The organism is Caballeronia sp. AZ10_KS36 (genome assembly GCF_023631105.1).
Classification (GTDB): domain Bacteria; phylum Pseudomonadota; class Gammaproteobacteria; order Burkholderiales; family Burkholderiaceae; genus Caballeronia.
In genome coordinates, this window is record NZ_JALQDQ010000001.1 from 112,420 (window position 1) to 125,012 (window position 12,593).

Annotated in this window: 13 protein-coding genes; 5 read left to right on the forward strand and 8 right to left on the reverse strand. The window is 65.2% G+C overall.

Annotated elements, in window-relative coordinates; genetic code table 11:
• Positions 1–8 precede the first annotated feature (8 nt).
• The 8 genes from NCR35_RS00575 to flgB all read right to left on the reverse strand — a co-directional run bounded on the left by NCR35_RS00575 (position 9) and on the right by flgB (position 6,443).
• Entirely contained in the window at positions 9–1,136 is a 1,128-nt protein-coding gene (locus NCR35_RS00575) for a flagellar basal body P-ring protein FlgI (protein ID WP_175938557.1), read from the reverse strand.
• 2 nt (positions 1,137–1,138) lie between these two features.
• Positions 1,139–1,822, reverse strand: a complete 684-nt coding sequence (locus NCR35_RS00580) for a flagellar basal body L-ring protein FlgH (protein WP_250532604.1) — start codon at positions 1,820–1,822, stop codon at positions 1,139–1,141.
• 76 nt (positions 1,823–1,898) lie between these two features.
• Complete coding sequence (gene flgG, locus NCR35_RS00585; RefSeq protein WP_244847489.1) at positions 1,899–2,687, reverse strand: flagellar basal-body rod protein FlgG; 789 nt, start codon at positions 2,685–2,687, stop codon at positions 1,899–1,901.
• A 32-nt stretch (positions 2,688–2,719) separates the two neighbouring features.
• Positions 2,720–3,472 carry a flagellar basal-body rod protein FlgF gene (gene flgF / locus NCR35_RS00590; RefSeq protein ID WP_244847490.1) on the reverse strand — a complete coding sequence of 251 codons (753 nt, stop codon included), beginning with the start codon at positions 3,470–3,472 and terminating at the stop codon, positions 2,720–2,722.
• A 47-nt stretch (positions 3,473–3,519) separates the two neighbouring features.
• Positions 3,520–4,737, reverse strand: coding sequence for a flagellar hook protein FlgE (flgE, locus tag NCR35_RS00595; protein WP_250532605.1), 1,218 nt, complete (start codon positions 4,735–4,737; stop codon positions 3,520–3,522).
• A 47-nt stretch (positions 4,738–4,784) separates the two neighbouring features.
• Positions 4,785–5,510, reverse strand: a complete 726-nt coding sequence (locus tag NCR35_RS00600) for a flagellar hook assembly protein FlgD (RefSeq protein ID WP_250532606.1) — start codon at positions 5,508–5,510, stop codon at positions 4,785–4,787.
• 11 nt (positions 5,511–5,521) lie between these two features.
• Positions 5,522–5,947: a flagellar basal body rod protein FlgC gene (gene flgC / locus NCR35_RS00605; protein ID WP_035962196.1), complete on the reverse strand. Its 426-nt coding sequence runs from the start codon at positions 5,945–5,947 to the stop codon at positions 5,522–5,524.
• Between the two features lie 7 nt (positions 5,948–5,954).
• A complete protein-coding gene (gene flgB / locus NCR35_RS00610) occupies positions 5,955–6,443 on the reverse strand; it encodes a flagellar basal body rod protein FlgB (RefSeq protein WP_244847493.1) in 489 nt (162 codons plus the stop codon).
• Between the two features lie 290 nt (positions 6,444–6,733).
• Between flgB and flgA the strand changes: the two genes are divergently transcribed.
• From flgA to flhA, 5 genes are all read left to right on the forward strand, one after another.
• Positions 6,734–8,065 carry a flagellar basal body P-ring formation chaperone FlgA gene (gene flgA, locus NCR35_RS00615; protein WP_250532607.1) on the forward strand — a complete coding sequence of 444 codons (1,332 nt, stop codon included), beginning with the start codon at positions 6,734–6,736 and terminating at the stop codon, positions 8,063–8,065.
• A 180-nt stretch (positions 8,066–8,245) separates the two neighbouring features.
• Entirely contained in the window at positions 8,246–8,569 is a 324-nt protein-coding gene (gene flgM, locus NCR35_RS00620) for a flagellar biosynthesis anti-sigma factor FlgM (RefSeq protein WP_250532988.1), read from the forward strand.
• 83 nt (positions 8,570–8,652) lie between these two features.
• Positions 8,653–9,087 (forward strand): flagella synthesis protein FlgN, encoded by a 435-nt coding sequence (locus tag NCR35_RS00625; RefSeq protein WP_250532608.1) that lies wholly within the window; start codon positions 8,653–8,655, stop codon positions 9,085–9,087.
• 191 nt (positions 9,088–9,278) lie between these two features.
• Positions 9,279–10,487: a flagellar biosynthesis protein FlhB gene (gene flhB, locus NCR35_RS00630; protein ID WP_244847496.1), complete on the forward strand. Its 1,209-nt coding sequence runs from the start codon at positions 9,279–9,281 to the stop codon at positions 10,485–10,487.
• On the forward strand, positions 10,484–12,586 hold the full coding sequence (flhA, locus tag NCR35_RS00635) for a flagellar biosynthesis protein FlhA (RefSeq protein WP_244847497.1): 2,103 nt from the start codon (positions 10,484–10,486) through the stop codon (positions 12,584–12,586). Before flhB ends, flhA begins: the two co-directional genes overlap by 4 nt.
• The last annotated feature ends 7 nt before the right edge of the window (positions 12,587–12,593 follow it).

Below are 12,593 nucleotides of genomic sequence, written 5' to 3' on the forward strand. Positions count from 1 at the left end.
CGGGCTCCTTAGATGATTTCGAGGTCGGCGCGCAGCGCGCCTGCCGCCTTCATCGACTGGAGAATCGAGATCAGGTCTGCGGGCGTTGCGCCGAGCGCATTGAGCGCCTTCACGACATCGGCGAGATTCGCGCCGGCCGAAAGCATCTTGAGCGCGCCGCTGTCCTGCTTCAGCTGAATCTGCGACTGCTTGGCCGCCACCGTCTGGCCGTTCGAAAGCGCGTTCGGCTGGCTCACCGCCGTCTGCGTGTTGATGACGACCGAGAGATTGCCGTGCGCGACCGCGCAGTTCTGCAGCGTGACCATCTGATTCATCACGATGGAGCCGGTGCGCGCGTTCAGGATCACCTTCGCGGCGGCCTGCGCCGGACGCACGTCGATGTTCTGCAACTGCGCCATGAACTGCACCTGCTCGCTCGCGTCTTGCGGCGCGCGCAGCTGAATGGTGCGGCCGTCGAGCGCGAGCGCCGTGCCCATGCCGAACTGGTTGTTCACCGCCGCGACGATGCGCTGCGTCGTGTCGAAGTCCATCTCGCGCAGTTCCATCTGCATGACGCCGCCTTGCTGCTGCAACGCTGCCGGCACCGCGCGCTCGACGATGGCGCCCGCCGAAATGCGGCCCACCGCGAGCTGGTTCACCTGCACCTTGCTGCCGTTCGCGCTCGCGCCCGCGCCGCCGACGACGAGGTTGCCCTGCGCCATCGCATAGACCTGGCCGTCCGCGCCCTTGAGCGGCGACATGAGCAGCGTGCCGCCGCGCAGGCTCTTCGCATTGCCGAGCGACGACACCGTGACGTCGATCGCTTCGCCGGGACGCGCGAAAGGCGGCAGCGTCGCGGTCACCATCACGGCGGCGACGTTCTTCAGTTGCATGTTCTGCGTCGTCGCCGAGTTCACCGTGATGCCGAGGTTGCCGAGCATGTTCGTCAAGCTCTGCGTGGTGAACGGCGTCTGCATGGTCTGGTCGCCGGTGCCGTCGAGACCGACGACGAGGCCGTAGCCGATCAGCGGGTTGTCGCGCACGCCCTGGAACGAGACGAGGTCTTTCAGGCGCTCGGCGTGCGCGTGCTGCGCGGAAGTCAGGGCCACGAGCGCGGCCGCGAGCGAGAACGAAACGAAACGGAGAAGCGGATTCATGATCAGAACGGCGCCACGTTGAGGAAGAAGCGTTGCAGCCAGCCCATGTTCTGCGCTTCGTCGATATAGCCTTTCGCCGAATATTCGATCTTCGCGTCGGCGATCTGCGTGGAGTACACGGTGTTGCTGCCCGAGATGGTCGTCGGATTGACGACGCCCGAGAAGCGCACGAATTCGTTGCCCTGGTTGATGAGCATCTGTTTTTCGCCGCTCACCATCAGGTTGCCGTTGGGCAGCACTTCGGTGACCGTGACGGTGAGCGTGCCGCTGAACGTGTTCGCCGCGCTCGCGCCGCCCGCCGCCGTGAACTTGTTCGCGCCGCTCGCGGACAGGTTAGTGTTGTTGAAGAGTCCGCCGAAGATGCCGGGCGTCGTCGGCACCGAGAACGACCCGGTGCCGCCGCGGTTGGTGTTCGCCGCCGACGACTTCGTCGCGTTCACGTTTTCCGAGATCACGATGGTCAAGATGTCGCCGACATTGCGCGGACGCTGGTCTTCGAAAAGCGGCCGGCCCGCGTAGCCCGCGTTGTAGATCGCGCCGGGCGAGCGCCCGCCGCTGGGCGGCTGCGGCGGACGCGCGGTCATCGGCTGCTGGACGATCGGCTCCTTCGGCACGAGGCCGCATGCGCCGAGCGCGGCGACGAGTGCGGCAACCGCTGCACGCTTGAAGATTTGAGTGGGCGACATCTTGGTGACTCGTATGAAGCTGAATGAAGCGTTAGTGTGACGCCATCCCTTGCGTTTTCATCCGTTGAAAAGAGGGTTAAACCTGCATCTGAGAAAGCGTTTGCAACATCTGGTCGGACGTGGTCACGGCCTTGCTGTTGATTTCGTAGGCGCGTTGCGTCTGGATCATGTTGACCAGTTCCTGCACCACGTTCACGTTCGACGCTTCCACATAGCCCTGTTGCAGCGTGCCCGCGCCGTTCAGGCCCGGCTGCGACACGTTCGGCGCGCCGGAGCTGCCCGTCTCGGAGAACAGGTTCTCGCCGCGCGCTTCCAGACCGGCCGGGTTGATGAACGTTGCGAGCTGAACGGAGCCGACGTTCGTCGCGGCCGTCGAGTTCGGCTGCGTGATGGACACGGTGCCGTCCGAGCCGATGGTGATCGACGTCGCGTTGCTCGGAATGGTGATGGCCGGGTTCAGCTGATAGCCGCTCGACGTGACGAGCTGGCCTTGCGCGTTGGTCTGGAACGAGCCGTCGCGCGTGTATGCCGTGGTGCCGTCGGGCATCGTCACCTGAAAGAAACCCTGGCCGTTGATGGCCACGTCCTTCGAGTTGCCGGTCTGTTGCAGGTTGCCCTGCGTGTAGAGGCGTTCCGTTGCGACTTGCTGGACGCCCGTGCCGAGCTGCACGCCCGAGGCGAGTTCGGTTTGCTGCGTGGAGTTCGCGCCCGGCTGGCGCGTGGTCTGGTACAGCAGGTCTTCGAACACTGCGCGCGAGCCCTTGAAGCCGTTGGTGCTCACGTTGGCGAGGTTGTTCGAGATAACGTCCATCTGCGCCTGCTGCGCATTCATGCCGGTCGCGGCGATATAGAGAGAGCGATTCATGTCTGTGTTGTCCTGAGTGTCTTGCAGGCCGCTTAGGAGAAGTTGAGCAGCTTGTTGGCCGATTGTTCGTTCTGGTCCGCCGATTCCATGAGCTTCGTCTGCATCTGGAACTGGCGCGCGTTGGTGATCATCGAGACCATCGCGGAGACCGGGTTCACGTTGCTGCCTTCGAGCGCGCCGCCGGCCACGACCACGTTCGGGTCCGCATCGGCTGGGTCGCCCGACGCGGTGCGATAAAGACCGTCGTCGCCGCGCGAGAGCGTCGACGGGTCCGGATTGACGAGCTTCAGTTGATCCACCGTCGCAATCGCGGTCGGCGGATCGCCCGGAATCAGCGCGGACACCGTGCCGTCCTTGCCGATGGTCACTTCAGCGCCCGGCGGCACCGAGAGCGGGCCGCCGTTGCCGAGCACCGGAAGGTTGTTCGCGGTGACGAGCTGGCCGTTCTGGTCCACGTGCAGATTGCCGGCGCGGGTGTATGCCTCGCCGCCGTCCGCCGTCTGCACGGAGAGCCAGCCGGGCCCTTGCACGGCGACGTCGAGCGGATTGCCAGTCTGCTGGATCGGGCCGGCCGAGTAATCCGCCGTCGGCGTCGACGAGAGCACGAAAGTGCGCGTCGTGCCGTCGGCGGACTGGTTCTCGAACGACATCGGCACCTGACGGAACGCCGCGAGTTGCGCCTTGAAACCCGTGGTCGATGCGTTCGCCAGGTTGTTCGCCACGACGGCTTGCTGTTCCAGCGACTGGCTTGCGCCGGTCATCGCGGTGTAGATCAGACGGTCCATGAATCGCTTCCTTCTTTCCTGATGCGTCTATTGCTTGCGGACGGTGATTACAGATTGATCAGCGTCTGGTCGACGGTCTGCTGCGTCTTGATCGTCTGCGCGTTCGCCTGATAGTTGCGCTGCGCGGTGATCAGATTCACGAGCTCGCTCGTCAGATCGACGTTGGAGTTTTCCACCGCGCCGCCTTGCAGCGTGCCGTGGTTCGTCGAGCCCGGCGCGCCCACTTGCGGCGCGCCCGAAGCGGCCGTTTGCGCGTACACGTTGCCGCCGAGGTTCTGCAGGCCGTTCTGGTTGTTGAAGTTCGCGACCGCGATTTGCCCGAGCGCCTTCGTTTCGCCGTTCGAGTAATTGCCGGTCAGCATGCCGTCGGTGCCGACGGTGAAGCCCGTCAGTTCGCCCGTGCTGTTGCCGTCCTGATGCAGGTTCGTGAGGCCGCTCTTCGCGCCGTACTGCGTGGTGCCGGAGAGATCGAGCGTCAACGATTGCGTCGTCGCGCCGGAGGGGTCCGCGCCGTTCGGAATGGTGAACGTGAACTTCGAGCCGCTCGTCAGGTTGCCCGACGAATCGAACGTCACCGCGCCGAGGTCGGTCTTCTGCGAGACCGGATCGCCGTAGCCCGCGAACGCTTCCCACGAGCCGGTGCCGGTCTTCGTGAAGTACACGGACACCTTCTGCGTGCCGCCGAGCGTGTCGTACACGTCCACCGAAGTCGACGCGTTGTACGTGTTGCCGTTGGTCGGATCGAAGCTGCTCGCCGCGTGGTCCGTGTCCTGCGAGTTCAGGTTGAACGCAGCGGTGATCGTCTTGGTCGCCGTCGGGGCGATGTTCGCGGTCGGCACGGTGAGCGGCACCGTGCTCGCGCTGCTGACGACGCCGCCCGAATCGGCCGCGTAGCCCATCAGTTGCAGGCCCGCCGAGTTGACGATTTTGCCGCTGTCGTCCAGATGGAAGACGCCGTTGCGCGAATACACGGTCGCGCCGTTGTTCGACAGCTGGTAGAAGCCGTTGCCGTTGATCGCGACGTCGAGCGCCTGATTGGTCGTCGTGATCGTGCCTTGCGAGAACTGCTGCTGGACTTCCGCGAGGCGCGTGCCGATGCCGATCTGGTTCGACACGGCCGTCGCCATGGAACTGGCGTACATGTCCGCGAATTGCGCGGCGCCCTGCTTGAAGCCGACGGTGTTCGAGTTCGCGATGTTGTTGCCGATGACGTCGAGGTCGCTCGACGCGGCGCCGAGGCCGCTCAGTGCTTGTTGGTAGCTCATGGTTTATCTCTTCGCCGGGCGCATCCCGGCGTCAAAGGAAAGTGGAATCAAAGAATCGATGCGACGCTCGACAGCCCGACCGTCGAACCGTTGGACAGCTTCAGGCCCGGCGTGCCGCCCGTCATTTGCACGACGCTCTGCACCTGCGAGGCCGACAGCGTCGTCGCGGTCGCCTGCTGGCCGTTGATCGTGCCTTGCGCGGTGATCGTGTAGGTGCCGTCGGCGAGCGTGGCGCCCTTCGAGTCGACCGGCGTCCAGCCCGATACCGGCACGACGCCCGAGCCTTGCGCGCCGAGATCCAGCGTGTTGACGATGTTGCCGGACTTGTCCTTCACGACGATCTGCAGATCGCTCACGTCGTTGGCGAGCTGCACGCCGAACGTCGACGACGCGCCGCTCGACACCGTCATGCTGCTTCCCGGCGCGAGCACGTTCGAGCCGATCAGCATGGCGGCCTGCGTGGACTGGCCCGCGGAAAGCTGCGTCGCGAGCGAACTGAGCGACGTGTTCAGCTGACCGATGCCCGTCACCGTGTTGATCTGCGCGAGCTGCGAAGTCATCTGCGAGCTGTCGGCGGGATTCGTCGGGTCCTGATTCTTCAACTGCGTCACGAGCAGCGTGAGGAACGTGTTCTGCAGATCCGAAGCGGACGTGCCGCCCGTGCTGCTGGTGCTGCTCGAAGAGCTGGACGCGCTCTTCGCGCCGTTCATGGTGTCCAGCAGCGTCTGCGACACCGTGGTGCCGTTGCTGCCGATGGTGGTGTTCGTCGTCACGGTTGGATTCCTCAGGTTCCGATGGTCAGAGTCTTGAGCATCAATTGCTTGGCGGTATTGAGCGTCTCGACGTTCGCCTGGTAGGAACGCGACGCGGAAATCATATTGACCATTTCCTGCACCGGATCGACGTTCGGCAGCGTCACATAGCCGTCCGCGTTGGCCGCCGGGTTGCTCGGGTCGTAGCTCGTTTTCATCGGGCTGGGATCGTCGATCACGCCCGTCACCTGCACGCCGCCGACTTGCTGGCCGGAGCCGCTTTTCGCGCCGCCGAGCGGATCGACCGCGAAAACGACCTGCTTCGCCTTGTACGGCTGGCCGTCGGGGCCGGTCGTGCTGTCCGCGTTCGCGAGATTCGACGCGGTCACGTTCAGGCGCTGCGCCTGAGCAGACATCGCCGAACCGGCGACGCTGAAAATGTTCATCAATGAAGGCATGGCTTTCTTAACTGTTGGACGTGATGGCGGACAACATCGACTTGATCTGCGAGGTCATCACGGTCATTCCGGCTTCGAAATGCAGCGCGTTGTCCGCGAACTGCACGCGTTCGGCGTCGAGATCGACGGTGTTGCCGTCGAGCGAAGGCTGGCTCGGCACGCGATACGCAAGGCGGCCGTAGTCGTCGGTCGAGCCGCCGGACGCGGTGAGCGTCGAGGCGCCGGACATGTGGCCCTTCGCGGTTACGGCGAGCGACCCGCTCGCGCTCACCGAAACCGGCTGCGCCATCCTTAGCGTCGCCGTGTTCGAGGCGGTGGCGGACGCGCCGTCCTTCTTCAGCGCCCCGGCGAGCGCGGTCGAGAAATCGACATCGCGCGCCTTGTAGCCGGGGGTGTCGGCGTTCGCGATGTTCGACGACAGCAGTTCCTGCCGGTAAGCGCGCACATCGAGCGCCTCACGGCCGAACGCGAGTTCCTTGTCGAGTCTGTCTAGCATTCGTTTCTTCTCCGGTCCCATCCGGGATGGTTGTCGCCTGGCCCCGCCCAATCGCCGGGGGGTTTTTGCATGACACGCATCTTAGGAGCGCCGCGCAATAACTAATCCGATGAATAACCGGGAAACGCGGCCTCTATTCGAGGCTTGAGCGCGGCCCGGCGTATCTAGAATCTGCGTCGAGAGTGGGAAGCGGCGTTTTCAGAGCCGCGACCGCACGCAGTGGCCGCAGCGCGCGGCCCGATCCATTCAGATACGCAGTCGCTCGCTACGCGGCGGCGAGGAGAGCAGTGATGAGCAGGTCCGTCAGACAGTCGTCGAACGTTGCGATGCGTGCGAGCGCCATGAAGCGCGGCGCGCGTGCAGCGGCGCGCGGCGTGGCGGGCGCGTCGCTCTTGCTCGGCTTCGCGGCGGGCGCATTCGCGCAGCAGAGCGACGGCATGATCGCGATTCCGGGCAACGCGGAAACGAATCCCGCCGCCGTCGCGGAAATGGCGAAGAGTCTTGGCTCGTCGAAAACCGTGGCCGCAGCCGCGCCCGCGCCGACGCCCGCTCCTGTGGCCGACATGGCGCGGGCGTCGGGTTATCGCGCCGCGACGAGCGCCGCCGACGCCGCCATGCGCCACGCCGCGCTCGCGCTGGAAGCGCACGCCGAAGCCGCCGACGACGCCATGGACGACGCAGGCGGCATGATCGTCGTTCCGGGGCCGGGCGAAGCGAAGCCCGCTACGGCGACGCCGGCGAAAGCGCCCGTCGCCGTCTCGCGCGGCGATGCGTCAGCGGCTAGCGCAAGGCAGATCGCATCGCGCGACGTGATGCCAGTCGTCGTCATGCGCGACGACGCGACGCCCGGCGCGGCTGGCGCACGCCCGATCGCGGCCGCCGCTGCATCGCCGGTTCGCTCCGCCAATTATTCAGCCGCCGCTGCCGCCGCCTCGCCGATGAAACGCGTGAGTTTCTCGCCGGCCACGGCAGCCGCGCAAACGCCGTCAGCCGCCGCCACGGCGCAGGACGGCGAATCCATCCGCGTCGCCGCGCTCACGTTCCTTCAGCAGCAGGCGGCGGGCTTGCCCGGCAAGGTGGATATCACCGTGACGCCGGTCTTCCCGCGCGGCCTCGCGCCCTGCTCCGCGCTCGATCCGTTCATGCCGACCGGCGCGCGTCTCTGGGGCCGCGTGACCGTGGGCGTGCGCTGCGTCGGCGAGCGGCCGTGGACGCTGTACGTGCAGGCGCGCGTCTCCATCAACGCGACGTATTACACCGCCGCGCGCGCCATCGCGCCGGGCGAAGTGCTCGCGAGCGCCGATCTCGTCGCCCGCGACGGCGATCTCACGGCGATGCCCCAAGCCGTCGTCACCGATCCGTCGCAGGCCGTCGGCGCGGTGGCGTTGTCGCGCGTGCCGGCTGGCTTGCCGCTGCGCACCGACATGCTGCGCGCCGCGAGTTCCGTGGCGATCGGCCAGACGGTCCATGTGGTCGCCGACGGCAGCGGCTTCTCGATTTCCGCCGATGGCAGCGCCATGAACAACGCCGCGCCCGGCCAGCAGGTCCGCGTGAAGACGGCCGGCGGACAGATCATCACCGGCATCGTGAAGGATAGTCAGACGGTGGAAGTTCGCATGTAAGCGGACTTGTGTGCGGCAGCAGACGTTCTGTTGCAATTTGTTGCAAAGCCGGCAAAGCCTTGTGGGACAAGGCAGAGCGGCAGATGACCAGGCACCGATCAGGTTGCGCTTCCCCCGGCAGGGTAAAGTTTTTCAAAGCCACCGCCGATAAAGGACTCAACACGTTCGGGAATGGACATCGTGAAAATCGAATCGAATAGCAACACCTCTTTGAGCGGCCTGCAAGACGGGCTGCAACGTGCATCGCAAGGCGATGCGAAGACTGCCGCGCCGACCGCGCAAGCGAACGGCGCCAGCGCCGGCCAGTCGACGGTCAGCCTGTCGAGCTTGTCGTCGGACCTGCGCGCGTCGAACGGCTCGGACATCGATACGGCGAAAGTCGAATCGATCAAGGCCGCGATTCGCGACGGCAGCCTGAAGATGGACACCAGCAAGATCGCCGACGGCATTTTGAGCACCGCGCGCGACCTGCTGCAAACGAGAACCCCGCCGACCGGCGGCTGAACGCAACGGCCCGGGCACGTCCCGGCGCGCGAAGTGGACACGAGCCGGGCGGCCTTTATGAACCGCGTTTTTAGCGAGCTGCAATGAGAGACGCCCTGCTTGCCACTGTCACCGAAGAAGTCGCCGCCGTTCAGGCCTTCGAAGCCCTCCTCGCGCACGAGGAAAAAGCCCTGATCGCCGCGCAGCCGCTGGCCGCGCTGCCGGAGATCATCGGCCAGAAGACGGCGCTGACCGAGCGCATCAGCGGGCTCGAAAAAGAGCGCGACGCGCATTTGAACGCGCTCGGTTTTCCGGGCGGATTCGCCGGCATGGAAGCCGCCGCCGAAGGCGATGTGCGCATCGCCGAGCAATGGAAGCTGCTCTGCGCCGCCGCCCGGCGCGCGAAACAGGGCAACAACAACAACGGCGTGCTGATCCGCACACGCATGGAATACAACCGCAAGGCGCTCGCCGCCTTGCAGGTCGCGCCGTCGAAGGCCGGGTTCTACGGCCCGGACGGGCGCGTGCCGGGCGTTTGATCGTCTTGCCGATTCGTCTCAACGCGGCGCGCGGCCTTGCACGAGGTCGTGCGCCGTTTTGTTTATCCGTCGATTAACCCCCCTTTCCCCGACTTAATCCCCCGATAGCCACTCGACGCCTTCCGCAATAATCGTTTGCATCAGAAAGCGGCTTCATGCCGTGGGCAACGAAGCACGAAGCGGAGCACGCAGTGGCAGAAGAAAGCGATCTCGAAAAAACCGAATCAGCCACTCCCAAGCGCCTGGAAAAGGCGCGGGAGGAAGGCCAGGTTGCGCGCTCGCGGGAATTCGCGTCGTTCGCGCTGCTGGCGGCGGGATTTTTCGGCGTGCTGGCGCTGTCCGGGTCCATCAGCGGACACTTGCAGTCGATTCTGCGCACCGCCTTCACGTTCAATCACGACGTGGTGCTGGACACGCGCCAGACGATGATCGGCGCGGCCAACGCCAGCAAGGAAGGCATGCTCGCCGTGCTGCCCGTGCTCGCGATGACCGCGTTCGCTGCGCTCGCCGCGCCGATGGCGCTCGGCGGCTGGCTCATCACCACCAAGCCGCTCGCGCCGAACTTCGGACGCCTCAATCCGATCAGCGGACTCGGCAAGATCTTTTCGATTCAAGGCCCGATCCAGCTCGGCATGTCCATTCTTAAGACGCTCATCGTCGGCGGCGTGGCGGGCTGGGAAATCTGGAGCCGCAAGGCCGAAGTGCTCGGACTGCTCACGAAGCCGCTCGGAATCGCGCTCGCCGACGCCATGCACCTTATCGTCGTGTGCTGCGGCATGGCCATCGGCGGACTGTTTCTCGTCGCCGCCGTCGACGTGCCGTATCAGATGTGGTCGTACGCAAAGAAGCTGCGGATGAGCAAGGAAGAAGTGAAGCGCGAGCACAAGGAAAGCGAAGGCGATCCGCACGTGAAGGGCCGCATCCGCTCGCAGCAGCGCGCGGCCGCCCGCCGCCGCATGATGCAGGCCATTCCGACCGCCGACGTGATCGTGACGAACCCGACGCACTTCGCCGTCGCGCTGAAGTACACGGACGGCGAGATGCGCGCGCCGCGCGTCGTCGCGAAGGGCGTGAATCTGGTGGCCGCGCGCATTCGCGAGCTGGGCCGCGAGAACAACGTGCCGCTGCTCGAAGCGCCGCCGCTCGCGCGGGCGCTGTATCACAACGTGGAGATCAACCGCGAGATTCCGGGCGCGCTGTACGGCGCGGTCGCGCAAGTGCTCGCGTGGGTCTACCAGTTGAAGCGCTACAAGGAAGACGGCGGCATCAAGCCGGACGATCCCACCGATCTCGAAGTTCCGAAGGAACTGGACAAAGGCGGCGTTTCCGACGCCGACGCCGATCAGGAAGCTGCCGAAGCCCTGAACGACGGTAACACTGACAAGGGAGCCGCAGCATGAACGCGCGCGCAGGATTTTTCGCCAAACGCCCCGACGCGCTGGGCACGCAGAACATTCGGGCGCTCGCCGGCCCGATCCTGATCTGCATGATTCTCGGCATGATGATTCTGCCGTTGCCGGCGTTTCTGCTGGATCTGCTGTTCACCTTCAACATTGCGCTGTCGGTGATGGTGCTGCTCGTCAGCATGTACACGCAAAAGCCGCTCGACTTCGCGGCGTTCCCGAGCGTGCTCTTGTTCTCCACGCTGCTGCGGCTGTCGCTGAACGTGGCGTCGACGCGTATCGTGCTGTTGCAAGGCCACACCGGCCCGGACGCGGCGGGACAGGTGATCGAGTCGTTCGGGCACTTTCTCGTCGGCGGGAACTTCGCGGTCGGTATTGTCGTGTTCGTGATCCTGATGATCATCAACTTCATGGTCATCACGAAGGGCGCGGGACGTATCGCGGAAGTCGGCGCGCGCTTCACGCTCGACGCGATGCCCGGCAAGCAGATGGCGATCGACGCCGACCTGAACGCCGGTCTCATCAACGAGGACATGGCGAAGAAGCGCCGCCAGAGCGTCGCGCAGGAAGCCGAGTTCTACGGCTCGATGGACGGCGCGTCGAAGTTCGTGCGCGGCGACGCCATCGCGGGCCTGCTCATCATGGTCATCAACGTGGTGGGCGGCCTGATCGTCGGCATGCTTCAGCACGACATGGACTTCGGGCACGCGGCGACCAACTACACGCTGCTTACCATCGGCGATGGCCTCGTCGCGCAGATTCCGTCGCTCATCATCTCGACGGCGGCAGGCGTGATCGTCTCGCGCGTCGCGACCGAAGAGGACATCGGCACGCAGCTGACCGGCCAGTTGTTCCAGAACCCGCGCGTGTTGATGATTACCGGCGTGATCATCGGCGTGATGGGACTGATTCCGGGCATGCCGCACTTCGCGTTCATGCTGCTGGGCGGCGGGCTGATTTACGCCGCGCGCACGATGAACAAGCGCGCTGCGAACAAGAAGACGAGCGCGGTCACGGATGTCACGCCGATCGCATCGGCGGCGGCGGCGTCGGCCGAGAACGCGGAGGCGAGCTGGGAAGACGTGGCGCTCATCGATCCGCTCGGGCTCGAAGTGGGCTACCGCCTGATTCCGCTCGTGGATCGCAACGCGGACGGCGAACTGCTCAAGCGCATCAAGGGCATTCGCAAGAAGTTCGCGCAGGAGATCGGCTTCTTGCCGCCGGTCATCCATATTCGCGACAACCTGGAATTGCGGCCGAACGGCTATCGCATTGCGCTCAAGGGCGTGGAAGTCGGCGTGGGCGAGGCGTTCCCCGGCCAATGGCTCGCGATCAATCCGGGTCAGGTGTCGGCGGCGCTGCCGGGTACGCAAACGACCGATCCGGCGTTCGGCTTGCCGGCGGTGTGGATCGAGACGAACATGCGCGAACAGGCGCAGGTGTACGGCTACACGGTGGTGGATGCGAGCACGGTGGTCGCGACGCACCTGAATCACCTCGTCGTGACGCATGCAGCGGAACTGCTTGGCCGACAGGAAGTGCAGGCGCTTCTGGAGCGTATCGGCAAGGACACGCCGTCGCTCACGGAAGACCTCGTGCCGAAGACGCTTTCGCTCACGACGCTGCAGAAGGTGCTGCAAAACCTGCTCGACGAAAGCGTGCCGATTCGCGACATGCGCACCATTCTCGACGCGCTGCAGGAACACGCGCCGCGCATCTCGGATCCGTACGAACTCACGTCGGCGGTGCGCCTGGCGCTGGGCCGCGCGATCACGCAACAGTGGTATCCGGGCGCCGACGATCTGCAGGTGATGGGCCTCGATCCGACGCTGGAGCGCGTGCTGTCGCAGGCGCTATCGACGGGGCCGAATCCGGGACTGGAGCCGGGACTCGCGCAGACGCTGATGAACTCGACGCAGAACGCGATCATGCGTCAGCAGAATCTGGGATTGCCGCCGGTGCTGCTGGTGCAGCATTCTCTGCGCACGATGCTTGCGCGGTTCCTGCGCCGGAGCTTGCCGCAGCTGAAGGTGCTGTCTTATGCGGAAGTGCCGGATACGCGGAATGTGAAGGTGGTTAATTTGATTGGGGCGTGAGCATCCG

What these genes read in the sequence shown, in the direction of transcription:
- NCR35_RS00575 (WP_175938557.1), bottom strand. Translation starts at nt 1,136, where the DNA reads ATGAATCCGCTTCTCCGTTTCGTTTCGTTCTCGCTCGCGGCCGCGCTC.
- NCR35_RS00580 (WP_250532604.1), bottom strand. Translation starts at nt 1,822, where the DNA reads ATGTCGCCCACTCAAATCTTCAAGCGTGCAGCGGTTGCCGCACTCGTC.
- flgG (WP_244847489.1), bottom strand. Translation starts at nt 2,687, where the DNA reads ATGAATCGCTCTCTCTATATCGCCGCGACCGGCATGAATGCGCAGCAG.
- flgF (WP_244847490.1), bottom strand. Translation starts at nt 3,472, where the DNA reads ATGGACCGTCTGATCTACACCGCGATGACCGGCGCAAGCCAGTCGCTG.
- flgE (WP_250532605.1), bottom strand. Translation starts at nt 4,737, where the DNA reads ATGAGCTACCAACAAGCACTGAGCGGCCTCGGCGCCGCGTCGAGCGAC.
- flgC (WP_035962196.1), bottom strand. Translation starts at nt 5,947, where the DNA reads ATGCCTTCATTGATGAACATTTTCAGCGTCGCCGGTTCGGCGATGTCT.
- flgB (WP_244847493.1), bottom strand. Translation starts at nt 6,443, where the DNA reads ATGCTAGACAGACTCGACAAGGAACTCGCGTTCGGCCGTGAGGCGCTC.
- flgA (WP_250532607.1), top strand. Translation starts at nt 6,734, where the DNA reads ATGAGCAGGTCCGTCAGACAGTCGTCGAACGTTGCGATGCGTGCGAGC.
- NCR35_RS00625 (WP_250532608.1), top strand. Translation starts at nt 8,653, where the DNA reads ATGAGAGACGCCCTGCTTGCCACTGTCACCGAAGAAGTCGCCGCCGTT.
- flhA (WP_244847497.1), top strand. Translation starts at nt 10,484, where the DNA reads ATGAACGCGCGCGCAGGATTTTTCGCCAAACGCCCCGACGCGCTGGGC.